The sequence below is a fragment of the Saccharopolyspora sp. 7B genome (assembly GCF_020177435.1).
In the GTDB taxonomy this organism is placed as follows: Bacteria; Actinomycetota; Actinomycetes; order Mycobacteriales; family Pseudonocardiaceae; genus Saccharopolyspora_C; species Saccharopolyspora_C gregorii.
In genome coordinates this window covers 21,128-45,324 of the sequence record NZ_JAIUKC010000107.1, presented here as the reverse complement: position 1 = coordinate 45,324, position 24,197 = coordinate 21,128, and the positions used below count along the sequence as shown (strand labels likewise).

Here is a 24,197-nt window from a genome sequence, read left to right as displayed (position 1 = left end):
GTTCGGGGGAACGGCCCGCGCCCGGGGGATCAGTCCTCGGCCAGCTTCTTCAGGTCGCCGACGCTGCCCTGGAAGTGGTTCTGGTCGACCGAGCCGTTCACGCCGGAGACGGTGCCGTCCTCGGTGTACTGCCAGAAGTTCCAGTCCTTGAAGCCCTTGGGCACGGTGGGCTCGTCGACGCCGTAGGAGGCGAGCCACAGCGGGTGGTCCGAGTAGCTGTCGGTGCCGCCCATGCACTCGTTCCAGAACGAGGGGTTGGCGTAGATGATCGGGTCGGTCCCGGTCTCGGCCTTCACCTTGCCCGTGAAGGTGTCGGTCCACTCGTGCATCTCCGGCACGGACAGGCCGTAGCAGCCACCACCGGACGGGTCGACCTCCAGGTCGAGCACCGGGGGCAGGCTCTTGCCGTCCCGCTGGTAGTCGGCCACCTTCAGCAGCTTGTCGGCCTGCGCCTCGGCGGACTCGTCGGGGCGGGCGAAGTGGTACGGCGCGGCCAGCAGGCCGGCGTCCTTCGCGCCGTGGTACTGCTCGGCGTACTTCGGGCTGGTGAAGTCGGTGCCGTCGGTGGCGAGCACGAACGTGAAGTTCTGCCCGGACGCGGCGACCTTCTTCCAGTCCACGGATCCGTTGTGGTTCGAGACGTCGATGCCCTTGGCGGGCGGGCCGGGCACCGGGCCCGAGTCCTCGTCGGAGTCGTCGTCGGGGGTCTCGTCGAACAGGTCCGCCGGGTTCTGACCGGCCTGGTTCGAGGACGCGGGGATGTCGTCCACGTGCGCGGCGGCGCGGACGTCGTCGTGCGTACCGGTGCTCACGCTGAGCACCGCGACGCCCACCACGCCCAGCGCGGCGAGTCCGGCACCGGCCTTCATGGCCCGCAGCCGCGGCTGCTGGGTGCGGTGCTGCCCGCCGTGGCCCTGCTCGCGGAACTTCGCGGCGGCGCGGTCGGCCCAGGGTCCGACGGTCTGCTCGACGCGGCGACCGGCGGTGGAGTTCCGCGCCTTGCTCAGCAGCGGCAGCACCGCCAGCCACAGCCGGCGCAGCAGCGGCAGGATCTTCTGCCAGACCTGGTGGGCGTAGGGCCGCACCCGGTCCACACCGGAACGCACCGCGCGGTCGGCGCCCAATGCCGTGTCCCGCCATGCGTTGCTGTTCGCCGAAGCGGCCCGCGTCGTCTCGGGGGTCTGGTTCTCGGGGGTCGGGGTCTCGGGGTTCTCGTGTCGATCGGGGGGTGTCACGTGGACCCACACTCCGGAACGGAGCGTGTACGTGCATCGCGGTTTCTACGTAGGGAGGTACCTGGTTCCGGCTCTTCAGGCCACCGCCACCCCGGCGGTCCGTCACCCACGGTGCAAATTCCCGGGCGATCCGGAGAGGTGGCTCACTTCCGGGGGAACTCGGCGAGCCGCTCCGGAGGGCCACCGGACCGTACGATCGACCGGCGCGCCATCACCCTATCGGACGACCCCGATCGTTACGCGGAGCGCCGCCGGACCCAGCCGGCGAGCTCGTCCCGGTCGGCGAAGCCGAGCTGCTCCAGCACCTGCTCGGCCTCCACCTCCCCGGCCAGCGGTTCGACGCCGAGCCGCTCGGCGATCTCCGCCGCGGTCATCCCGGCCGCGAGCAGCACCGCCGTCTCCACCTCCCGCGGCGACAGCTCGGCCACCCCCGCGCCGAACGGCACCTCGGGCGGGGAGCCGCCTTCGCCGAGCGCGTAGGCGACCATCTCCGGCAGCTCCCACCCGGCGCCCTCGCGGGTGGCGGCCCGGAACTCCTCCTCGCCGAGCACCTGCCACGCCCACGCCATCGCCACCGCGTCGTAGTCGTCGAAGTACACCGAGTCGCCCATCTCGCCGCCGTTGGCCTTGCGCAGCGCCTCCGAGGCCCCCATCAGCCGCGCCGCCCGCCGCGGCTGGCCGGTGGAGGTGGCGCACCAGGACAGCACCTCCAGGTACACGCCGAGGCCGGCCAGGTCGTGGGCCAGCTGCTGCAACCGGATCGCCTGCTGGATCAGCAGCGACGCCTCCCGCGGGTCGCCGCCGCGCCAGCGGTGCAGGGACACCACCCACAGCACGTAGCTCTTGGTCCACGGCGCCCCGAACGTCTCGCACAGCCGCAGGCACTCGGCGGCCGATTCGGCGCCGCGCGGGTCGTGCCGGTAGAACCCGAGGCAGGCCAGCAGGATCATCGCGTTGGTGTAGCCGAACAGGTTCCCGGTGGCGGTGTTGCCGATCGCGGCGCGCTCCAGGTAGCCGGCCGCCTCGTCCAGCCGCCCGCGGAGCATCACCACCATGCCCCGGGTGCCGTCCACCCTCGCCTGCAGCCCGCGGTCCCCGATCCGCTCGGCGATCTCGACGGCCTCGGCCAGCGCGGTCTCCGCCGCGTCGAGGTCACCCACGTGCAGCGCGAGGAACGCCAGCGTGGACAGGCAGTCGGCGCGTTCGGCGACGGGCTCGGGCACCGCCGCCACCGAGCTCCGCAGCCACTCGTACCCCTCCCGCAACGCGTTGCCGGAGAACCAGAACGACCACAGCTTCGCCGCGGTCGCCGCCGCCACCCGCGCCCGCTCCGGGTCGGCGAGGTCGTGTTCCAGGACCAGCCGCAGGTTCGGGTGCACGTGGATCATGTGGTGGATCCACTCCAGCTGGCGCGGCCCGAACACCTCGTTGCTGTAGCGGTCGGCGAGCCGGTGGAAGCAGACGGCGTGCCGGGCGCGGACGGCGGCCTCCTCGCCGGTGTCGTGCAGCCGGGACAGGCCGAACTCCCGGATGCTGTCGAACATGCGGTAGTAGTCGGTGCGCGCCATCTCGTCGTGCTCGCGCACCACCACCGATTTGGACACCAGCACGTCCAGCGCCTCGTCCACGTCGGTCGCGGTGAGCCGTTCGTCGCAGCACACTTCCCGGACGGCGGCCGCGTCCCACTCGCCGACGAAGCAGGACAACCGCGCCCACAGCAGCTGCTCGCCCGGGGTGCACAACCCGAAGCTCCAGCCGATGGACTCCTCCAGCGCCTCGTCCCTGGAAGGCTGGTCCCCGCTGGTGAGCAGGGCGAACCGGTCGTCGAGCCGGTCCAGCACCTCCTCGGGCGTGGATTCGCCGAGCTGGGCGGCGGCGAGTTCGATGGCCAGCGGCATCCCGTCCAGCCTGCGGCAGATCCGCACCACCGCGTCCCGGTTCCCCTCGTCGAGGCGGAAGCCGGGAACGACGGCGGCGGCCCGGTCGGTGAACAGGCTGACCGCGTCGGCGAACACGTCGCCGTAGGCGCGGTCGGGCGCGTCGGTCTCGGCGGGCAGCGACAGCGGCGCCACCGGCAGCACCAGCTCCCCCGCCACGCCCAGCGCCTGCCTGCTGGTGGCCAGCACGTGCACGTGCTCGTGCTCGGTGAGCAGCTCGCGCGCCAGCCGGGCGGCCGCGCCGAGCACGTGGTCGCAGTCGTCGAGGATGATCAGCACCCGTTCGCCGCGGAGCCGGGACACCAGGCCCTCGGCGGGGTTGCCGGGGCCCGGCCTGCCGCCGAGCGCGGCGGCGACGGTCTGCGGCAGCAGGGCCGGGTCCTGCACGTCAGAGAGCCCGACCAGCACCACCCCGTCCGGGTAGGCCCGGCGCAGCTTGCGCGCCAGGCGCAGCGCCAGCCTGCTCTTGCCGACCCCGGCCGGTCCGGTGAGCGTGAGCAGCCGTCCCGAGTACATCTGCCTGCGAGCCTCGGCGAGCTCCCGGCGCCTGCCGATGAAGCTCGTCGTCTCGGGAGGCAGCCTGCCCCGGGAGCCACGCGTGACGTCCGCAGCTTCCACGTGCCCACCTCCCGCGCCGAGCGTATGCCCCCGCGGCCCACCGCACCGGGTGCGGAACCGCAGGCCACGGGCCGTGCCGACACGCCGACGCGCGCACCGGGCGGGCTTGATCGGGACGTCGGGCAGAATGCACGGACGGTTCTGGGCGGAGATCAGGAGAGGTGTCGGGACATCGTGACGACGGCTGTGCATCAGAGGATCGCCGAGGAGCTCGGCGTGCGGGAGCGGCAGGTCGAGGCCGCCGTCGGCCTGCTCGACGGCGGCGCCACGGTGCCGTTCGTCGCGCGGTACCGCAAGGAGGCCACCGACGGGCTCGACGACGCGCAGCTGCGCACCCTGGAGGAGCGGCTGCGCTACCTGCGCGAGCTGGAGGAGCGGCGCAGCACGGTGCTGGAGTCGATCCGCTCGCAGGGCAAGCTCGACGCCGAGCTGGAGGCCCGCATCAACGCGGCCGACTCGAAGGCCCGCCTGGAGGACATCTACCTGCCGTACAAGCCGAAGCGGCGCACCAAGGGCCAGATCGCGCGGGAGGCCGGGCTCGAACCGCTCGCCGACCTGCTGCTGTCGGACCCCGAGCAGGACCCGCAGGCCCGCGCCGCCGAGTACGTCGACGCCGACAAGGGCGTGGCCGACGCGGGCGCGGCGCTGGAGGGCGCCCGGTCGATCCTCGTGGAGCGCTTCTCCGAGGACGCCGACCTGGTGGGCGAGCTGCGCGAACGCATGTGGACCCACGGCCGGGTGACGTCGCGGGTGCGCGAGGGCAAGCAGGACGAGGGCGCGAAGTTCGCCGACTACTTCGAGTTCGACGAGCCGTTCGAGCAGCTGCCCTCGCACCGCATCCTGGCGCTGTTCCGCGGGGAGAAGGAAGAGGTCCTGGACCTCGGCCTGGAACCCGACGACGGCAGCGAGCAGGAGGGCCCCACCCCGTACGAGCGGGAGATCGCGCGGCGCTTCGAGATCTCCGACCTGGGCAGGCCCGCCGACCGCTGGCTCGGCGAGGTGGTCCGCTGGGCGTGGCGCACCCGCATCCTGACCCACCTGGGCATCGACCTGCGGCTGCGGCTGCGGCAGGCCGCCGAGGACGAGGCGGTGCGGGTGTTCGCGGCGAACCTGCGGGACCTGCTGCTGGCCGCCCCGGCGGGCACCCGCGCCACGATGGGCCTGGACCCGGGCTTCCGCACCGGGGTGAAGGTCGCCGTGGTCGACGGCACCGGCAAGCTGGTGGCCACCGACACCATCTACCCGCACCAGCCGCAGCAGCGCTGGGACCAGGCGCTGGCCTCGCTGGAGAAGCTGGCCCGGGCGCACGGCGTGGACCTGATCGCCATCGGCAACGGCACCGCCTCCCGCGAGACCGACCGGCTCGCCGCCGACCTGATCAAGCGGCACCCGGACCTGGGGTTGACGAAGATCTCGGTGTCCGAGGCCGGCGCCTCGGTGTACTCGGCGTCCGCCTACGCGTCCCGGGAGCTGCCGGAGCTGGACGTGTCGCTGCGCGGCGCGGTGTCCATCGCGCGCCGGTTGCAGGACCCGCTGGCCGAGCTGGTCAAGATCGACCCGAAGTCGATCGGCGTCGGGCAGTACCAGCACGACATCACCGAGACGAAGCTGTCCCGCTCGCTGGACGCGGTGGTGGAGGACTGCGTGAACGCGGTGGGCGTGGACGTGAACACCGCATCGGTGCCGCTGCTGACCCGCGTGTCCGGCATCGGCGAGGGACTCGCCGAGAACATCGTGGCGCACCGCGACGGCAACGGGCCGTTCCGCTCCCGCAAGGGCCTCAAGGACGTGGCGCGGCTCGGGCCGAAGGCGTTCGAGCAGTGCGCGGGCTTCCTGCGCATCCCCGACGGCGACGACCCGCTGGACTCCTCCAGCGTGCACCCCGAGTCCTACCCGGTGGTGCGGCGCATCCTGGAGTCGACCGGCGCCGAGCTGGGCGCGCTGATCGGCAACGAGCGGGTGCTGCGCGGCATCAAGCCCGCCGACTTCGTCGACGACTCGGTGGGGTTGCCGACGGTCACCGACATCCTCTCCGAGCTGGAGAAGCCGGGGCGCGACCCGCGGCCGACGTTCAAGACGGCGACCTTCGCCGACGGCGTGGAGAAGATCGGCGACCTGCAGCCGGGGATGCGGCTGGAGGGCGTCGTGACGAACGTGGCCGCGTTCGGCGCGTTCGTGGACGTCGGGGTCCACCAAGACGGCCTGGTGCACGTCTCGGCGATGTCGAAGAACTTCGTCAACGACCCGCACGACGTGGTGAAGTCCGGCGACGTGGTGAAGGTGAAGGTCCTCGACGTCGACGTCCCGCGGAAGCGGATCTCGTTGACGCTGCGGCTGGACGACGAGGTCGGCGCCGAGCGCGGTCAGAGCTCCGGCGGCCAGAGCTCCGGCGAGCGCCGCGGCGGTCGCCCCGGTGGTGGCGGCGGGAACGGCCGTGGTGGCGGTAACGGTGGCGGCGGGAACGGCCGTGGCGGCAAGGGCGGCGGTCAGCGCAAGCGCGACTCCGCTCCCGCGGGCGGGGCGATGGCGGACGCGCTGCGCCGCGCCGGCTTCAACAACCGCTGAGCGGGTTCGCGAGCACCGCGCGGCGCTCCACCCCGGAGTGCCGCGCGGTCCGCGCGACCGTTCCTCGTCAGCGGCGGAACCGCTGCGCCGCCGACCGGGTTCGCAGGCCGACCACCGGCGGGTTCTCAGCCGTGCCCCCGCGAGGACGGCGGATCACCCTGCGGCGCCGGGGTCCTCCTCGTCCCGCAGCAGGGCGACGAGCCGGTCGCCGAGGATGTCGGGGATGACGCGTTCCGCGGACCGGGCCGCCGCCGCGTTCAGCGCGGACATCGCCAGCGGCCGCAGCCGCCGCACCACCTCGGTGTAGCGCTGCACCTCCGAGTCGTCCCAGGCGGTGTCCGCGGGGGCGAGGACGTGGGTGCGCACCAGCGACACCAGCGCCTCGGAGACGTGGTCCACATCGGACTGCAGCTGCTCGGCGAGTTCGAGGACCTCGGCGAGCGGCACTCCGAGCCGCACCAGTTCGCTGCCCGCGTCGAGCAGCTGCGGGCTGGGCGCGACGAACCGGGCACCCCACCGCTCCAGCAGGCCCAGCTCGATGGCCCGGCGGATGTTCTGCTGGTTGAGCTGGCCGCGGAACATCTCGCGCAGCTGCGACAGCGAGTAGACGCGCGGCGACTGCTCCGCCCACGACTCCCCCATGACCTCTTCGAGGCCGAGCACGTCGGCGAGGCTGCGCCCCGATTCCCACGCCGAGAGCATCTCGCGGATCTGCGCGAACGCGTAGCCGCGGCCCAGCATGTTGATGATCATCCGGAGGCGGACCAGGTGCGCGTCGGAGTAGATCGCCAGCCGCCCTTCGCGGCGGGGCGCGGGCAGCAGCTCCCGGTCCTGGTAGACCCGCACGTTGCGCACCGTGGTGCCCGCGGCGCGGGCCAGGTCGTCGATCCGGTATTCGGCCACCAGCCGGAGTGTAGTTCGTCCGATGATCGTTCGGGGGCGGGTGACGGAGGTCCGCGCGGCCGGGGGTGCGGCGCGGACCTCCGTCGGGAGCGGAGATCGTTCCGGGGTCGCTAGACCTCCGCCCGCTCCTCCTCCCGCTCGCCGCCCTGCTCAGCCACCTGGCGGCGGGGCAGGAAGCGGGCCAGCAGCGGCCACGCCAGGATCAGCAGGACCACGGCGTAGACCCCGATGGAGAACGGGGTGTTGATCAGACCGGTGACCTGACCGTCACTGATCTGCAACGCGCGCCGCATCTGCTGCTCGGCGGTCGGCCCCAGGATCACCGCGATGATCGCGGGCAGCACCGGCAGCCCGTAGCGGCGCATCGCGAACCCGATGAGCCCGATGATGAACAGCACCAGCAGGTCCAGCGAAGACCCACCGACGGCGTACGCCCCGATGCTGGCGAAGAACAGGATGCCCGCGTACAGGTAGGGCCGCGGGATCTGCAGCAGCTTCGCCCACACCGGTGCCAGCGGCAGGTTCAGCACCAGCAGCAGCACCGAGCCGATGAACATGCTGGCGATCAGCGCCCACACCAGGTCCGATTCGCGTTGGAACAGCAGCGGTCCCGGCTGGATGCCGTACTGCTGGAACGCGGCGAGCATGACCGCCGCGACCGCCGTGGTCGGCAGGCCCAGCGTCAGCATCGAGACCATGGTCCCGGCAGCGGAGGCGCTGGCCGTGGCCTCCGGCCCGGCGACACCTTCGATGGCGCCCTTGCCGAACTCGTGCCGGTTGCGGGACAACCGCTTCTCGGTGACGTAGGACAGGAAGGTGGGGATTTCCGCGCCACCGGCGGGGATCGCGCCGAACGGGAAGCCGATCAGCGGACCGCGCAGCCACGGCTTCCAGGAGCGCCGCAGGTCGTCCTTGCCGAGCCACGGCCGCCCCACCGGGATCGGCTTGCCGGAGGTGTGGCGCAGGTGCGCGGCAACCCACAGCGACTCGCCGATGGCGAACAACCCGACCGCGACGATGACCACGTCGATGCCGTCGGCCAGCGACAGCAGCCCGAAGGTGAGCCGCTGCTGCCCGGTCATCTCGTCCAGGCCGATCAGCCCGATGGTGAGACCGATCAGCAGCGAGGCGAACCCGCGGATCCGGGAGTTGCCCAGCACCGAGGTGACCGCGATGAACGCGAGCACCATCACCGCCAGGTAGTCCGGCGCACCGATGTTCACCGCCGCCGAGGCGACCGTCGGGGCCAGCAGGGTGAGCAGCGTGATGCCGATGACGGCGCCGATGAAGTGCCCGATGGCGGCGGCGGCCAGGGCTTGCGATCCGCGGCCCTTGCGGGCCATCGGGTTGCCCTCCATGGCGGCGACGACGGCGGCGCTCTCCCCCGGCGTGTTCAGCAGGATGGAGGTGGTGGAGCCGCCGAACATGCCGCCGAAGTAGATGCCGGCGAACATGATGAACGCCCCGGTCGGTTCCAGCGCGTAGGTGACGGGCAGCAGCAGCGCTACGGCCATCGCCGGGCCGATGCCGGGCAGCACGCCGATGGCGGTGCCCAGCAGCACGCCCAACGCGGCCCACACCAGGTTCATCGGCGTCAGCGCGGTCGCGAACCCCTGCATCAGCAGGTCGAACGAGGATTCCACTTCACAGCACCCCCATCAGCGGTCCGCCGGGCAGGGGCACACCGAGCAGCTGGTCGAACACGACGTAGGTGGCGACGGAGAGCACCGCGGAGATCAGCGGGTCGCGCACCGGGTTCCGGCTGCCCAGCGCGTACGCGGAGCCCCAGAACAGGATCATCCCGGACAGCGGGAATCCGATGATGTTGATCAGCACGGCGTTCGCGAGGAACGCCGCGGTCAGCAGCAGCACCGTGCGCCAGTCGCTGGGTGCGTCCAGGTCGACGTCCTCGCCCGCCTCGGCCGAGCCGCGTCCGCCGCGGAGCACGTCGCGGGCGAGCAGGGCGGCCACGACGAGCAGCAGCCCGCCGACGAGGAACGGCACCGTCTTCGGGCCGATCGGTCCGCGCTGGGTGAAGTCGGTGGCGATGGTGGCGGCGTCCACGAGCACGACGACGCCGAGCGCGGCCAGCAGCACGCAGATGCCGAGTTCGGAGTGGTCCTTGAGCCACTGCCTGCGGGAGGTTCCGGTGGTGTTCATGCCAGCCCCAACTCCTCCAGCACCGAGACCACGCGGTCGTTCTCCTGCTCCAGGAAGCGGCCGAACTCCGGGCCGGGCTGGAACGCGGGCGTCCAGCCGTTGCGGCGCATCGCCTCCTGCCACTCCGGGGACCCGTTGAGCCGGGTGAACAGGCCGACGAGCTTCGCCCGGTCCACTTCGGACAGCTCGGGCGGGGCGACGATGCCGCGCCAGTTGGTGAACAGCACGTCCAGCCCGGCTTCGCGCAGCGTCGGCGCGTCCACCCCGGGCAGCCGGTCCGGTCCGGTCACCGCGAGCACCCGCAGCTCCCCGGCCTCGACCTGGTCGCGGTACTCGCCGATCCCGGAGACGCCGAAGTCGACCTTGCCGCCGAGCACCGACGCCAGCAGTTCGCCACCGCCGTCGAACGGCACGTAGTTGACCTGCTTCGGGCTGAGCCCGATGGCCTTGGCGATGAGCATCGGCGCCAGGTGGTCGGGCCCGCCGGGCGAGGAACCGCCGCCGACGGGCGTCTGCCCCGGATCGCGCTTCCAGTCCGCGACGAGCTGGTCGAACGTCCGGTACGGCGAATCCTTCGCGACGACGACCACTTCGGGTTCCTCGACGAGCTTCGCGACCGGGGTCGTGTCCTGCAGGGACACCGGCGAGTGGTTGGTGTAGACGCTGCCGACGACGCCGAGGCCCATGGACATGGCGAGCTTGCCGTTGCCCCGTTCGCCGACGACGCGGCCGAGGCCGACGGTGCCGCCCGCGCCGGGCAGGTTGAACACCTCGACGTTGCCGTTGAGCTTCGCGTCCTCCATCGCCTTCACGGCGGTGCGGGCGGTGATGTCGTAGCCGCCGCCCGGCGAGTTCGGCACCAGCATCCGCAGGCCGCGGATCTGCTGTTCGGTCTCGTCGCCGGAACCGGTGCTCACCAGGGGTGGCACCAGCAGCACGAGCAGCAGGGATGCGGCCACGGACAGCGCGCTGCGCAGGCGCACGGGGATCCCGCCTCTCCGTTGTGGTGGGAAGTGACCCGGATCATGCTGCACGGCGGGGTGTGCGATGTCCTCCTTGCGAACCTAACGGTGGTTGTGTTCGTTGTGTCACCGTTCCGAAGCCACCCTTCCACCCGCCGACGCAGGTCAGCGGGTTAGCGTCGGTCGGACCACGCGACGCGGCGAGGGAGGTGGAGGATGCGCGGACCGCTTTCGCGCCAGCTCCTCGGCTGGCAGCTGGCGATCATCCTGGTGCTGCTGGCCTCGGTCGCGGTGTTCTCGGTGTCGCAGTCCAACGCCGCGTTCCGCGCCACCGAGGGCAGGCGGATGCTGTCGGTGGCCGAAGACCTCGCCGCGACCGGCGGGGTGCGGCTGAGCCTGCAGGACCCGGTGAACCGGGACGCGCTGCCGATCTTCGCGGAGAGCGCGCGCAGCCTCTCCGGCGCCGACCAGGTGATCATCACCGATGGCCGGGGCGTGGTGCTGACCTCACCGGATCCCGGGCAGCGCGGGCAACCGCTGCCGATGGGCGCGAGCACCGCGCTGCGCGGCCAGGCCTGGGTCGGGGACGTGCGCGGCGCCGACGGCGTCGACTCGCTGGTGGCGCACGTGCCGGTGATCGGCGACGACGCCCGCATCATCGGCGTGGTCGCGGCGGGACGCGAGACTCCCGACTTCTTCGCGGGCATCCGCCGCGCGCCCGGTGATCCGCTGGTGCTGCTGGCGTTCGCGACGTTCCTGGCCGTGGCCGGCTCGATCCTGCTGGCGCGGCGGGTGAAGCACCAGACGCTCGGCCTGGAACCGCAGGAGATCACGCGGCTGGTGGAGCACCGGGAGGCGATGTTGCACGGCATCCGGGAAGGCGTGCTGGGCGTGGACCAGCAGGACCGGATCACGCTGGTGAACGACCAGGCCCGCGAGCTGCTGTCGCTGCCCGCGGACTGCGTGGGCAGCCGGATCGACGCCCTGGATCTCAACGACCGGGCGCGGGACGTGCTCACCGGCCGCACCTCCGGCGTCGACCAGATCGTGCTGCGCCGCGGACGCGTGGTGGTGCTCAACCGCATGCCGATCTCCACGGTCGGCGCCGTGATCACCATGCGGGACCGGACGGAACTGGTGGACCTGCGGGAAGAACTGGCCGCGCACCGCACCACCACCGACACGCTGCGGGCGCAGGCGCACGAGTTCAGCAACCGGCTGCACACCATCTCCGGGCTGCTCGAACTCGGCGAGCACGAGGAACTGGCGCGGTTCGTGGACCGGATCAGCCACCGCCGCGGCCAGTGGCAGGCGGAGGTCTCCTCCCGCATCGCCGACCCGGCGACCGCGGCGCTGCTGATCGCGAAGGCCAGCCTCGCCGCCGAACGCGGGGTGGGCCTGCGGCTGAGCGAGGGCAGCGCGCTCGGCGAGCTCGACGAGCAGCTGTCCGCGGACGTCACCACGGTGCTGGGGAACCTGGTGGACAACGCGCTGGACGCGGTGGACGGCGCCTCCGGTGACGACCGGATCGAAGTGGACCTGCGGCACGCGGGCGACGTGGTGACGCTGGTCGTGCGGGACTCCGGCCCGGGAGTGGCGCCGGAGATCGTCGAGGAGGTCTTCCGGCACGGCTTCAGCACGAAGGCGGCCCGGGACGGCGACCGCGGGCTCGGCCTGGCGCTGACCCGGCGGATCTGCCGCCGCCGCGGCGGATCGGTGCAGGTCCGCAACGAGCACGGCGCCGTGTTCACCGCACGGCTGCCGCTGGACGCGGAGGTGACCAGGTGATCACGGTGCTGGTCGTCGACGACGACTTCATGGTCGCGAAGATCCACAGCGGTTACGTGGACCGCGTCCCCGGGTTCGAGGTGGTCGGCGTCGCGCACACCGGCGCGGAGGCGCTGCGCGAGGTGGAGCGGCTGCGACCCGACCTGGTGCTGCTGGACATCTACCTGCCGGACGTGGACGGGCTGAGCGTGCTGCGCTCGATGCGCACCGGGGCGCGGCCGTCGGCCGAGCCGGACGTGCTGGTGATCAGCGCGGCGCACGACCTGGACACGGTGCGCGGCGCGGTGCGCGGCGGGGCGCTGCACTACCTGATCAAACCGTTCAGCTTCGACGCGCTGCGCGAGCAGCTGGAGCACTTCCGGGCGCTGCACGACCGGCTCAGCGAACTGCCCGGGGACGCCCCCGCCGCGCAGCAGGACGTGGACCGGCTCTTCGGCGCCCCCCCGCGGCCGGTGGTGACGCCGAAGGGGCTGGCGAGCGAAACGGCGGGGGTCGTGGAACGGGTGCTGCGCGAGGCAGCGGGCGGCGGCGAGGACCTGTCGGCGACCGAGTGCGCGGGGCTCGCCGAGCTGTCCCGGGTGTCGGCGCGCAAGTACCTGGAGCACTTCGTGGACACCGGGCGCGCCGAGGTGCGGCTGCGCTACGGCGGCACCGGCCGCCCGGAACGCCGCTACCGCTGGCTCTGATCCGGGCCGTCGTCCTGCTCGGCGGAGCCGACGGCGTGCGGGTGGCCGGCGCTCAACGACCGCCGGTGAGCGGGCCCGGGGCCGCCGGTCCGCCCCGGCCGGGGTTCGCCCGGTGGCGGGGCCTGCGTTGCGGGTGGGTGCTCGGCGGCCGAGACTGCGGCGTGGTCGAGGCGCTGGGAGGTTGCGGGATGACGCTCACCGAGGCGGGCACGGCGTGACCGCGGTGTCCGAGGACCTGCCCGGCGCCACCGGGCCCGCCCCGGAACCCGCGTTCACCGTGGTCGCCGCCGAACCCGCCCGTTCCGGATCGGGCCCCGCGCTGCGGTTCCAGCTCGCCGTGGACGCGCCGCCGGAGGTCCGGGTCCGCTCGATCAGCCTGTCCGCGGCGGTGCGGATCGTCCCGGCCCGGCGCCGCTACGACACCGCGGAGGCGATCCGGCTGGCCGAGGTCTTCGGCACCCCCGACCAGTGGTCCACCACGATGCGCGCGCTGCCGTGGGGCCGGGTGAGCACGGTCGTCGGCCCGTTCCTCGGCAGCACCGGCGCCGGCCTGCCGGTGGCGTGCGCCGCGGATCCGGTGGCCGCCCAGTACTTCCACGCGGTGCGGGACGGGGAGGTTCCGCTGGAGTTCCGGTTCGGCGGAACGCTGTTCTACCTCGGCGCGGCCGGGACGCTGCACGCCGCCCGGCTGTCCCGGTCCGCGGTGGCCGCGTTCGCGCTGCCCGCCGCGCTGTGGCACGCCGCGGTCGCCGGGCCACCGCGGCGCAGGCTCTCCCGGCCCCGCCTCGACGAGCACCGCCCGCGGCCGGAGCGCGGTGCGACGCTGGACGAGCTGCTCGGGCGGCCGGAGCGGTGAGCGGCCGCGGTGAACGCGTCCTCCCCCGGCGGGGTTCCGTGGTGTCCGGTCCGGCGCTCGCCGCGGCGGTGCTGCGCGCGGAGTTCGGCGGTGCGCCGGCCGCGCCGCCGTGCCGGGGGCCCGTGCTGGTCACCGATTCGTTCTCCTGCGCACCGCTGTTCTTCCCCGGCGGGAGCATCGGCGACCTGGCGGTCAACGGCACCGCGAACGGGCTCGCGGTCGCCGGTGCCGCACCCCGCTCGGTGTCGGCGCGGTTCGCGGTCGAGGTGGGGTTTCCGGTCGCGGAGCTGCGGCGGGTGGCGCGGGCCGTGGTGGCGGCGGCCGCAGCGGCGGGCGTGCGGATCGCCGCCGGCGGGGCGTCGGTGGTCGAGCGCGGACGGGTCCACGGCTGCGCGATCGACACGACGGGGGTGGGCGCGACGGCCGGGGCCCACCGGCTCGGCGCCGCCCGTGCGCGGCCCGGGGACGAGGTGCTGATCAGCGGGCCGGTCGGGGACCACGGGATCGGCGTCGCGCTCGGTGCGGGCGTCGTCTCGGACACCGCCCCGCTGCACGGGCTGGTCGCGGCGGTGCTGGCGGCGACCCCCGGCGTGCGGGTGCTGCGGGACGTGACCGGCGGCGGGGTGGCCGCCGCGCTGGACGAGATCGCGCGGGCCGCGGCCGTGCGGGTGCTGCTGGAGCGGGCCGCGGTGCCGGTGCGGCCGGAGGTGCGCCGGGCGGCGGAGCTGCTGGACACCGACCCGCTGCACGCGGCCTGCGCGGGTCGGCTCCTCGTCGTGGTCGATCCCCGCGAAGCCGCCGCGGCGCTCGCCGCCATGCGCGCGCACCCCCAGGGCCCGGCCGCCGCCCGCATCGGCCACCTCGCGGACCCCGCGACCGGACCGGCCGCCTGACCACCTCGGTTCCGGACCGGCGGCGCGGGCGCCGAGCCGCCGCTCGCGGAGGCGGGGTCCGCAGCGGGCGACCCCGCCCCGCGCGGCCCGGCAGGACGGCGGGGCGGCGGCTTGACGAGGCGGCGGGGCTCAGCCGAGGAGGACCGGGGCCAGCTCGCGCCACTGCTCCCGGGGCAGGACCGTCCCCCGGTCCAGCGGCGAACGTCCGGTGAGCACCTGCACGGCGACGTGGTCGGCCCCGGCGTCGTGGTGGGTGCGGACCCGGGCGGCGATGGCGTCGAGGTCGCCCCAGGCGACGAGGGCGTCGATGAGGCGGTCGCTGCCGCCGTCGCCGAAGTCCTCGCCGGTGTAGCCGAGGCGGCGCAGGTTGTTCAGGTAGTTCGGCAGCGCCAGGTAGGGCGCTGCCCCGGTGCGGGCGATCTCGCGCGCCTTCGCCGGATCGGTTTCGAGCACCACCTTCTGCTCGGGCGCGAGCAGCGGGCCGTCGCCGAGGACCTCGCGCGCCCACGCGGTGTGCTCGGGGGTCGTGAGGTACGGGTGCGCCCCGGCGGACCGCTCCCCGGCGAGCCGCAGCGCCTTCGGACCGAGCGCGGCCAGCACCCGGGCCTGCACGGGCAGCGGTTCGGGTGCGGCGTCGAGCTCGTCGACGAAGGAGCGCAGCTTGCTGAACGGCTTCGCGTAGGTCTGCCCGGTCCGCTCGACGATGGGGGCGTGGCTGGTGCCGAGCCCGACGAGCGCGCGACCGGGGGCGGCGCGGTCGACGCGCTGGTAGGCGGCGCCGATGTCGGCGGCCTCGTGGGTCCAGATGTTGGTGATGCCGGTGGCGACGACGAGCTTCTTGGTCCGCTCCAGCAGCCCCTGCACGAGCTGGAGGTCACCCGGGGCCATGCCGAGCCACAGCGTCCCGTACCCGAGCGCGTCCAGTTCGGCGACGGCTTCCCGGTGCTCCGCGTTCTCCAGGTCCCACGTCGGGGCCCCGGTCCACAAGCCGACCCGTCCTACGGCGATGGCCATCGTGCTCCTCCTCCAGCTCGGCGTTCCCCCGCCCCAACCACCCGTCGCGTGCGCTTGTTCCCAGTCCGGAACGGGCGAGCCCGATGCTCACCCGTTCCGGTCGGGTTCAGGCGGTCCTCCTCCTCGGCGTGCGGAGGTCGCGCGCGTCGTGTTCCGCTCACCGTCCGCCACCGTTCACCCGCTCGTGGGACGGGTGACGGGGTGCGGCCAGTCTCGGATCTCCCGCGCGCTGAAGGTCAACTTCCGCACGGGATGTCGCTGATCACTCCAACGGATGGCACTTGTCCTGCGGTTGGGTCACAACGGGCAAAACCGCGATTGGTAACGTGGCGCCGTGCCTGAAGGAACCACTGCGCCCGCACGAGCTCGCTCGGGCACGCGGAGCAACCGCAAGATCAGCTGGGATGTCGTGCGGGCCGGCTGCGTCGGGTTGGTCATGCTGTACCACGCGACGTTCCTGAGCGTGTTCCTGCATCCCGAGCTGATCCCGCGCAAGGTCGTCTTCCCGTACCAGGTCGGGGCGAGCCTGCTGCTGGTCATCTCCGCGTACTTCGCGTGCGTGACGATCGGCCGCGGAACCCTGCTGCGGTACTGGTGGGGCCGGATCGCGCGGTTGCTGCCGCCGTTCCTGGCCGCCGTCGTGCTGATCTACCTGGGGTTGCGGCTGCTGCCGATCGAGGGCTGGTTCGCGCCGACCGGCGAGGACCTGGCGGCGAACCTGCTGATGCTGTGGAACTGGCACCCCTCGGAGTACTTCTACATCGACGGCTCGCACTGGACGGTGCCGCTGCAGCTGATGGGCTTCAGCGCCGCCGCGATGCTGTACGCGAGCCGGTACGGGCACGGCCGCCGCCTGATCGCGGTGCTGTGGGCCGCGGTGCTCATCCCCGCCGCGCAGTGGCCGCTGCGCGTCTCCCAGCCGCCGGAGTGGTACCGGATGGTGGTGGACGGCTTCGGCATGCACCGCTGGCACCTGTTCGTGGTGGGCGTGGCGATCTGGATGTGGTCGACCAAGCGGATCCGCACCCCGCACTTCGCGCTGCTGCTGGCGGCCTGCATGCTCGGCCAGGCGCTGCACAACTACGCCGAGACCCCGGAGGGTCTGGTCGCGGACTGGGGCTCGACGGTGGCGGTGTGCGTGGGCATGGTGGCCGTGGCGCTGACCGCGCGCGGACCGGACTGGAACCGCGTGGTGCCGAAGTGGACGTGGCGGCCGATCCAGTGGTTCGCGGGCATCTCCTACGGCGTGTTCCTGATGCACCAGACCTTGGGCTACGTGGTGGCCCGGATGTTGCAGGACCTCGGGGTGGGGCCGACCTTGCAGACGCTGGCGTTCGTGGTGAACGGGGTGCTGCTGGGATGGGCGTTGACGAAGCTGGTGGAGCGGCCGACGCACAAGTGGCTGATGACCACCTACGACCGGCTCGCGTCGCGGCGCAGCTCGGCCAAGGCCGCCGCCTGAGCATCGCGCGCCGCGCACCCGGCGCGGCGCCTCCGTCCGGCTTCTCCGGGCCTCCCGGCGTCGCGATGCCTAGGACCGGTACCGCTTTCGCCGTGCCCGCGTCGCGCACCCGCTGCCGGGAGGCCGACCAGCTTCCTCCGCGGCCCCTGGCGGCTCCCGGCGAGGCGGGGCACCTGGCGGTGACTGCCACGCTGGAGCCGGGACCGGCCCGCCGCAGCACCACCTGACCGCGAGCACCGCGTCCGCGCAGCCGAACGGCCCACCACCCGGGGAGCCCGGGCCGGTGGGCCGTTCCAGCCGGTGCGACGGGTCAGGGCAGCATCGGCGGCGTGCGGGGGAAGTCCGCCGCGCGGTCCAGCGCGGTGCGGGCCTGCGCCGGCTGCTGGTCGACGCCCGCCCAGCGGCGGACCGTCGCCGCGGCCGCGGCGCGCTGCTGCGGGGGCAGGCCCTCGATCTTGGACCCGTGGTTGCCGCCCGGAACCAGGTAGCTGTAGGAGTCGCGGCTGCCCGGCCCGAGCTGGAACGGTTCCGCGCTCCACGGGTCGGCCTCGCCGTTGACGAACATCAGCTCGGAGCCCTGCGACGCGACCCACGCGGCGACGTCGGCCATCGCGCCCGGCCGGAACCGCATGTCGATCTCGCGCGGGACGAAGTTGCGCGGCTCCCCTATCGAGCGGTTGTGCAGCAGGTCGGCGAGCGGCTCGTCGGACACGTCGGGCCAGCCCAGCTGGGTGCCCGCCTGGTAGTAGTACGGCACGTACGGGTCGAGGCCCTGGTCGGTGTAGGAGAAGAAGTCGGAGGTCACCCCGAAGAACTCCCACAGGTCGTCGAGACTCGCGCCGGGCGCCGGGATCTGCGCGCAGTCCTGCTGTCCCCGGTACTGCCAGAACGCGAACGGCGCGTCGACGACCACGGCTTCCAGCGCCCGGTCCACGTCACCCATGATGCGGTCGAACGTGAACCCTCCCGCGGCCGCGGTGGCGGCGTACCGATCCCGCAGCTCGGTGCGCCGGGTCAGCGCGTCCCGCTGCACGGCCGTCAGCGCGGCGCGGCAGGACTCGTCGCCGACGTTCGCGAGGAACTCATCGTAGCGATCGTGCTCGTTGACGACGTCGTTCGGCGCCACGTACGCGATCGTCGCGTCCACGTCCTCCGGGTAGAACCGGCGGTGGTAGACGGCGGTCATGCCGCCCTTGCTGGCGCCGGTGGTGACCCAGCGGTCGGCGTAGACCGCGCGCAACGCCTCGATGACGCGGTGCTCGTCGGTGGCGGCCTGCCAGATGTTCAGGTCCGTCCAGTCCGGCTGGTCGGGGCGGGACGGGGTGAAGAAGCGGTGCTCCATCGCCACCTGGTTGCCGTCGAGCAGCCGGGTCGGCTCCGTGCGGCTCGCCTGCGCCGGCAGGTTGTAGCCGGTGGTGTAGAGGACCGTGGGCCGCGCGAGGTCGCGGTGCAGCAGCGTGAGGCGCTGCTGGAACTCCCCGGCCGCCGGGTCGCGGTGGTCGGCGGGCTGGGCGTAGGTGAGGTCGAACAGCCGGAACCCGGGTTCGGTGGGCCGTTCGCCGAGCACGGTGAGCCCGGGCACCGCCTCCAGCCGGCCGCGCAGCTCGTCGGCGGCGGGTTCCGCCGCCGCGATCGGTGTTCCCGCCAGCAGCACGCATCCCGCCGCGAGCACCGACAGCCAGCCCCGGATCCGCATCCGCGCCCCTCCCCCTGCTGATCACCGTCGGCGACCAACCTAGTGGGGATGGGGGCGGTGCGGTAGCCCCGCGCTCGCCGGGACCGGGTCGCGCGGCCCCGGGCCCGGCGGTTGCGCTGCCGGATCAGCCGCTGACGACGGCGGATTCCGCTTCGGCCTCGGCGGGCGCCGGCTTGGCGCGCTGGCGCGGGACCTCGACCTCCGGGTCGTCCGCCAGCAGGCCGCCGTGCACCACGCTCGCGGCGTAGGCGTCGGAGTCCTCGGTCAGCGCGCCCGCTTCGACGTCGCCGAGGAAGGGTTCCGCGTCGGCCATGATCTGCTGCGCGGCCCGGACCCGCTTCGCGAGGTCCTGGCGCATCCGCAGCATCGCGTCGGAGTGCTCGTCGGCGCGGCGGATGCGGCGTTCGGCTTCGGCGGTGGCTTCCAGGACGCGGCGGCGGGCCTCGTCGCGGCTGCGCTGCTCGCGCTCGGCCTGGACGCGGTTCGCCTCGTCGCGGCGGGCCGCCATGGAGATCTCGAAGTCGTTCTCCACCTGGGTGCGGCGCGCCTCGGCGTCGTGGTCGAGCTTGCGCCGGTGCGCTTCGGCTTCGCGGGCCATGCGCTGGATGTCGCGGCGGGTCTCGGCGAGCGCCTCGTTGCGCTGCGTCTCGGACTGCCTGCGCCACTGGTCGGCTTCGGCGACGAGGTTCTCGTAGCGGGCGCGCAGCTCGGCGGCGGACTGCTCGGCGCGGGCCCACTCGTGCTCGGCGGCGGCCTGCGCGGAGGAGACGACCTCCTCGGCCTCGTCGTGGGCCAGCCGCACCATGCGGCGCAGCCGGTCGGACAGACCGGCCTCTTCGACGGGCTGCTTGCAGACCTCGTCGAACTGGGCGCGCAGCGCCTCGATCTCGGATCGCGCCTGTTCCAGCTGCTGCGACAGGTCGTCGACCTGGCTGAGCGCGGCGTCCCGGTCCTCGGTGAGCATGCGCACCTCGGCATCGGTCTGCTGGATGTAGAAGCGCACCTGGGATCGGCGGTAGCCGTACCAGACGGTGTCGAAATCGGACTTCAGCGGCACCAGCTCACGATCTTCGTTGTGGTAGCCCACGGTCTCACCCCACTGAGAATGTGTTGATCATCAGTTGTCCTGCTGGGAGCGAGCCACGCCCCGACGCGGCAATGTCCGTTCCACGCCGGTGGATCACCCGTGGACGTGCTCCGCCGGGGGGAACCGGCGGAAACCCGGACATCAGCACGACGACTCTGCTGGGACGACATTGCCCTGTCCGGTCACCCGGCGGGTGCTGGCGAAAAACGGATCGCTGCGCTCCATTGTTCACCCGGAACGCGCATAAGATCAACTGATCGAATTTCCGATACCGGTGGGAAAACCGCGGGGCAGCCCGGCGCGGCGGGGCCGGAAGTCGTTGCTGTGTCAGCGATTTCCGATTGGAAGCAGCACCCGCCGAAAAGTGGTTTCGATTTCGTCTCGACTCGGCACCGACTCGCGGACGATGCCCTGCAGCAGCAGCCCGCAGAATACCGCCGAAAGTGCCCTCCCGGTAACAGGATCGGTATAGGAGGTGAACAGCTCGACCAGCGCCGCGTCCCATTCGGTGCTCACGTGCGCGAGGGCCGGGCGGTGCAGCGCGGCGATGTAGAGCTCGTGCTGCACGACGGTGCGGGTGCGGTGCGGGCCGAGGTAGCGCAGCACCAGGTCACCGAGCGCGGTGGCCAGCTCGGCGCCGCCGTCGATGGCGGCGGCCCAGGCCCGCAGCTCGGCCACGTCGTCCTGCGCGGAGTGCCGCAGCGCCTCGGCGAGCAGGTCGTCGAGGGTGCGGAAGTAGTAGGTGGTGGAGCCCAGCGGCACCTCGGCGGCGGCGGCGACGGCGCGGTGGGTGAGCTTCTCGATGCCGCGCTCGGCGACGACGGTGATCGCCGCGCGGGCGATGCGCTCCCGCCTGGCCGGATCTTTGCGGCGCGGCGCGGACTCCGTCGTCGACATGGCCCCCAGCCTGCCATGCGCGGGATTCGCGGGACGTTGCGGGCCAGGTCACCCTGCTGGTGTCGGCACTGGTCATCGCGCCGGGGAACGCGCGATCCGGCGGACCGGAACCCGCGATGATGTACAGATGTACACAGCCGGTGCTAGTGTCCCCCGGCAACGCAGCCGGTCCGCCGAGCACCGGCCGAGAGCGACCCACCCCGGCTCCCGCCGCCCCCACCGGCGGCCCGCGCGACCACGCGCCGCAGTCGAGACCCGTACGGACGAAGGAACAGCAGGGACACCCATGTCGAACACCGAAGGACCGAACACGCTGTTCATCGACGGAACCTGGCAGCCCGCCGCCGCGGGCGGGGTCCGCGAGATCCGCAGCCCCGCCGACGGCACCCTCGTGACCACCGTGTCCGAGGGCGACCGCGGCGACACCGAACGCGCCGTGCGGGCCGCCCGCCGCGCCTTCGACGACGGAACCTGGCCGGACACCTCCGCCTGGGAGCGCGGTGACCTGCTGCTGCGGGTCGCCGACATCCTGGTCCGCGACAAGGACGAGTTCGCCCGCGCCGAGTCCGGCGACACCGGCAAGCGGCTGGTGGAGAGCGAATACGACATGGACGACATCGCCGCCTGCTTCCGGTACTTCGGCAAGATCGCCGGCACCGACGGCGGCAGCGTCATCGACACCGGTTCGCCCGACTCGTTCAGCCGCGTGCGCTACGAACCCGTCGGCGTCTGCGGCATGATCACGCCCTGGAACTACCCGTTGCTGCAGGTCGCGTGGAAGGTGGCTCCCGCCATCGCCGCGGGCGACACCTTCGTGCTCAAGCCCAGCGAGCTGACCCCGAGCACCGCGGTCCTGCTGATGCGCGCGCTCACCGAGGCCGGGTTGCCCGCGGGCGTCGGCAACCTGGTGCTGGGCACCGGCGCCGAGGTCGGCTCGGTGCTGTCCGAGCACCCCGACATCGACCTGGTGTCGTTCACCGGCGGCCTGCACACCGGCCGCAAGGTCGCCGCCGCGGCGGCCGCCACGGTGAAGAAGGTCGCCCTCGAACTCGGCGGCAAGAACCCCAACGTGGTGTTCGCCGACGCCGACTTCGACACCGCCGTCGACTACGCCCTGATGGCGGTGTTCCTGCACTCCGGCCAGGTCTGCTCCGCCGGGGCGCGGCTGATCGTGCAGGACGAGATCCACGACCGGTTCGTCGACGAGGTGGTGCGCCGCGCCGAGCGGATCCGCCTCGGCGGGCCGTTCGACGCCGACGCCGAGACCGGGCCGCTGATCTCCGCCGCGCACCTGGAGAAGGTGTCGGCCTACGTCGCGAAGGCCGTCGAGGAGGGCGCCGTGCTGCGCACCGGCGGCCGCCGCCCCGAGGGCGAGCAGTACCGCGACGGGCACTACTACCTGCCGACCGTGCTGGACGAGGTGCGGCAGGGCTCGTACGCCGTCGTCGAGGAGTCCTTCGGCCCGGTGCTGACCGTGGAGCGGTTCACCGACGAGGACGACGCGGTGCGCATCGCCAACGACACCCACTACGGCCTGGCGGGCGCGGTGTTCAGCTCCGACGTGAGCAAGGCGCAGCGCGTCGCGCACCGGCTCCGCCACGGCACCGTGTGGATCAACGACTTCCACCCTTACCTGCCCCAGGCCGAATGGGGCGGGTTCAAGCAATCCGGCGTGGGCCGCGAACTCGGCCGCGCCGGGCTGGGCGAGTACCAGGAGGCCAAGCACATCCACCAGAACCTGCGCCCGACCCCGCCGCGGTGGTTCGACGGCCGTTGACCGGGCGGGCCAGGACACGTCACGTCCTACTTGATCTGCGCAGACGACCACCCGCTGTCCTCCCCCGCCGCTGCGGCGGGGGCGGGCGCGGGAAAGGAGTTCGGGCATGAGCGCGCCCTCCGGTGACGCCGAGCTCAGCGAGTTCGGCTACACCAACAAACTGAAGAGATCCCTCGGTTCGTTCCACACGTTCGCCGCGGGAATCAGCTACATCTCGGTGCTGACCGGCACCTTCCAGCTGTCGTACTTCGGCCTGTCCTTCGGCGGCCCCGCCTACTGGTGGTCCTGGCCGATGGTGTTCCTCGGGCAGCTGATGGTGGCGTTGAGCTTCGCGGAGCTGGCTTCGCACTACCCCATCGCCGGTTCGATCTACAACTGGTCGAAGCGGCTCGGCGGCAAGCACGTCGCCTGGCTGGCGGGCTGGATGATGCTGCTGGCCTCCATCGTCTCGATCGCGGCGACCGCGCTGGCCTACCAGCACACGCTGCCGCAGATCTGGGGCGCCTTCCAGGTCGTCGGTGACGGCACCGGCACCAGCCAGGCCGCCAACGGCGTGCTGCTGGCGACCGCGCTGATCGTGTTCACCACGCTGATCAACGCGTTCGGCGTGAAGCTGATGGCCCGGATCAACAGCGCGGGCGTGGCGATCGAGCTGATCGCCGCGGTGGTGCTCATCCTGGTGCTGGCGGTGTTCGCCACCCGCGGGCCGGACGTCGTGCTCGACACCCAGGGCACCGGCGCGGCCTACGGCGGCAGCGGCTACCTGGGCGCGTTCCTGGTCGCGGCGATCGCGTCCTCGTACGTCATGTACGGCTTCGACACCGCCTCCTCGCTCGGCGAGGAGTCCATCGACCCGCACCGCAACGCGCCGAAGGCGATCCTGCGGTCGCTGATCGCGTCGTTCGTGCTCGGCGGGCTGATCATCCTGCTGGCGCTGATGGCCGCCCGCGACCTGACCGCGCCGCAGCTCACCGAGGACGGGCTCCAGTTCGTGCTCACCGACGCGCTCGGGCCGCTGGTGGGCCGGTTGTTCCTGCTGGTGGTGTTCGTGGCGATCACGGTGTGCGTGCTGGCGGTGCACACCGCGGCGATCCGCATCGCGTTCGCGATGGCCAGGGACAACGCGTTGCCCGGCGGGTCCAAGCTGGCGCGGGTCAGCCCCCGGTTCCAGACGCCGGTGGTGCCCGCGGTCGTGATCGGCGTGATCGCGGTGGCGCTGCTGGTGGTCAACATCGGGCAGCCGCAGATCTTCTCCGCGGTGACCAGCCTGGCGATCATCCTGATCTACATCTCGTACCTGCTGGTGACGATCCCGATGCTGGTGGCGCGGCTGCGCGGCCGGTGGTCCTCGGCGAAGCAGGAGGGGCGGTTCTCGCTGGGCCGCTGGGGCCTGCCGGTGAACATCGCGGCCGTGCTGTGGGGCACCGGCATGACGATCAACCTGGCCTGGCCGCGCAACGAGGTCTACAACGCCGAACCGCCGTTCCACTGGTACCTGCAGTGGAGCTCGGTGCTGTTCGTCGGCATCGCCGCCGCCGGCGGCTTCGCCTACTACTGGTTCGTCCAGCGGCACCGCATCGGCGTGCTCGCCGACCACGCGGCGGCCGCCGCCGACGAAGACCCCGACCCGAAACCGGCCTTGTCCTGAGCGGAAACGGAGC

At 72.8% G+C, this 24,197-nt stretch carries 18 protein-coding genes; 8 read left to right on the top strand and 10 right to left on the bottom strand.

Annotated elements, in window-relative coordinates:
• Positions 1–29: 29 nt before the first annotated feature.
• On the bottom strand, positions 30–1,235 hold the full coding sequence (locus LCD33_RS17490) for a GH25 family lysozyme (RefSeq protein ID WP_224967282.1): 1,206 nt from the start codon (positions 1,233–1,235) through the stop codon (positions 30–32).
• 236 nt (positions 1,236–1,471) lie between these two features.
• Positions 1,472–3,790: an AAA family ATPase gene (locus LCD33_RS17485; RefSeq protein ID WP_224978043.1), complete on the bottom strand. Its 2,319-nt coding sequence runs from the start codon at positions 3,788–3,790 to the stop codon at positions 1,472–1,474.
• Positions 3,791–3,976: 186 nt separating this feature from the next.
• Between LCD33_RS17485 and LCD33_RS17480 the strand changes: the two genes are divergently transcribed.
• A complete protein-coding gene (locus tag LCD33_RS17480) occupies positions 3,977–6,355 on the top strand; it encodes a Tex family protein (protein WP_374228504.1) in 2,379 nt (792 codons plus the stop codon).
• 153 nt (positions 6,356–6,508) lie between these two features.
• On the opposite strand, the gene LCD33_RS17475 is transcribed toward LCD33_RS17480, so the two are convergent.
• The 4 genes from LCD33_RS17475 to LCD33_RS17460 all read right to left on the bottom strand — a co-directional run bounded on the left by LCD33_RS17475 (position 6,509) and on the right by LCD33_RS17460 (position 10,401).
• Positions 6,509–7,258: a MerR family transcriptional regulator gene (locus LCD33_RS17475; protein WP_224956498.1), complete on the bottom strand. Its 750-nt coding sequence runs from the start codon at positions 7,256–7,258 to the stop codon at positions 6,509–6,511.
• A 110-nt stretch (positions 7,259–7,368) separates the two neighbouring features.
• Positions 7,369–8,877: a tripartite tricarboxylate transporter permease gene (locus LCD33_RS17470; protein ID WP_224956528.1), complete on the bottom strand. Its 1,509-nt coding sequence runs from the start codon at positions 8,875–8,877 to the stop codon at positions 7,369–7,371.
• Positions 8,878–8,902: 25 nt separating this feature from the next.
• Positions 8,903–9,418 carry a tripartite tricarboxylate transporter TctB family protein gene (locus LCD33_RS17465; protein WP_224956499.1) on the bottom strand — a complete coding sequence of 172 codons (516 nt, stop codon included), beginning with the start codon at positions 9,416–9,418 and terminating at the stop codon, positions 8,903–8,905.
• The gene (locus tag LCD33_RS17460; protein WP_224978041.1) at positions 9,415–10,401 is read right to left on the bottom strand and encodes a tripartite tricarboxylate transporter substrate binding protein; all 987 of its coding nucleotides are present in this window, start codon (positions 10,399–10,401) and stop codon (positions 9,415–9,417) included. The genes LCD33_RS17465 and LCD33_RS17460 overlap by 4 nt, the downstream gene beginning before the upstream one ends.
• A gap of 195 nt (positions 10,402–10,596) precedes the next feature.
• On the opposite strand from LCD33_RS17460, the gene LCD33_RS17455 reads away from it, so the two are divergent.
• From LCD33_RS17455 to LCD33_RS17440, 4 genes are all read left to right on the top strand, one after another.
• Positions 10,597–12,168, top strand: a complete 1,572-nt coding sequence (locus LCD33_RS17455; protein WP_224956502.1) for an ATP-binding protein — start codon at positions 10,597–10,599, stop codon at positions 12,166–12,168.
• Positions 12,165–12,854, top strand: a complete 690-nt coding sequence (locus LCD33_RS17450; protein WP_224978040.1) for a response regulator — start codon at positions 12,165–12,167, stop codon at positions 12,852–12,854. The genes LCD33_RS17455 and LCD33_RS17450 overlap by 4 nt, the downstream gene beginning before the upstream one ends.
• 214 nt (positions 12,855–13,068) lie before the next feature.
• Positions 13,069–13,710: a DUF6084 family protein gene (locus LCD33_RS17445; RefSeq protein WP_224956504.1), complete on the top strand. Its 642-nt coding sequence runs from the start codon at positions 13,069–13,071 to the stop codon at positions 13,708–13,710.
• Positions 13,711–13,751: 41 nt separating this feature from the next.
• Complete coding sequence (locus LCD33_RS17440; RefSeq protein ID WP_224956505.1) at positions 13,752–14,603, top strand: AIR synthase-related protein; 852 nt, start codon at positions 13,752–13,754, stop codon at positions 14,601–14,603.
• A 129-nt stretch (positions 14,604–14,732) separates the two neighbouring features.
• Here LCD33_RS17440 and LCD33_RS17435 read toward each other — a convergent pair whose 3' ends face one another.
• Positions 14,733–15,617 (bottom strand): LLM class F420-dependent oxidoreductase, encoded by an 885-nt coding sequence (locus LCD33_RS17435; RefSeq protein ID WP_224956506.1) that lies wholly within the window; start codon positions 15,615–15,617, stop codon positions 14,733–14,735.
• Positions 15,618–15,951: 334 nt separating this feature from the next.
• On the opposite strand from LCD33_RS17435, the gene LCD33_RS17430 reads away from it, so the two are divergent.
• The gene (locus LCD33_RS17430) at positions 15,952–17,079 is read left to right on the top strand and encodes an acyltransferase (RefSeq protein WP_224956507.1); all 1,128 of its coding nucleotides are present in this window, start codon (positions 15,952–15,954) and stop codon (positions 17,077–17,079) included.
• 310 nt (positions 17,080–17,389) lie between these two features.
• On the opposite strand, the gene LCD33_RS17425 is transcribed toward LCD33_RS17430, so the two are convergent.
• From LCD33_RS17425 to LCD33_RS17415, 3 genes are all read right to left on the bottom strand, one after another.
• A complete protein-coding gene (locus tag LCD33_RS17425) occupies positions 17,390–18,775 on the bottom strand; it encodes a S28 family serine protease (protein WP_224978039.1) in 1,386 nt (461 codons plus the stop codon).
• 124 nt (positions 18,776–18,899) lie between these two features.
• Positions 18,900–19,862 carry a cellulose-binding protein gene (locus LCD33_RS17420; protein WP_224956509.1) on the bottom strand — a complete coding sequence of 321 codons (963 nt, stop codon included), beginning with the start codon at positions 19,860–19,862 and terminating at the stop codon, positions 18,900–18,902.
• A gap of 327 nt (positions 19,863–20,189) precedes the next feature.
• A complete protein-coding gene (locus tag LCD33_RS17415) occupies positions 20,190–20,759 on the bottom strand; it encodes a TetR/AcrR family transcriptional regulator (protein ID WP_224956511.1) in 570 nt (189 codons plus the stop codon).
• Between the two features lie 286 nt (positions 20,760–21,045).
• On the opposite strand from LCD33_RS17415, the gene LCD33_RS17410 reads away from it, so the two are divergent.
• Both LCD33_RS17410 and LCD33_RS17405 read left to right on the top strand, forming a co-directional pair.
• A complete protein-coding gene (locus LCD33_RS17410) occupies positions 21,046–22,536 on the top strand; it encodes an aldehyde dehydrogenase family protein (RefSeq protein WP_224967278.1) in 1,491 nt (496 codons plus the stop codon).
• Positions 22,537–22,642: 106 nt separating this feature from the next.
• Positions 22,643–24,184 carry an APC family permease gene (locus LCD33_RS17405; RefSeq protein ID WP_224956515.1) on the top strand — a complete coding sequence of 514 codons (1,542 nt, stop codon included), beginning with the start codon at positions 22,643–22,645 and terminating at the stop codon, positions 24,182–24,184.
• Positions 24,185–24,197: the final 13 nt, after the last annotated feature.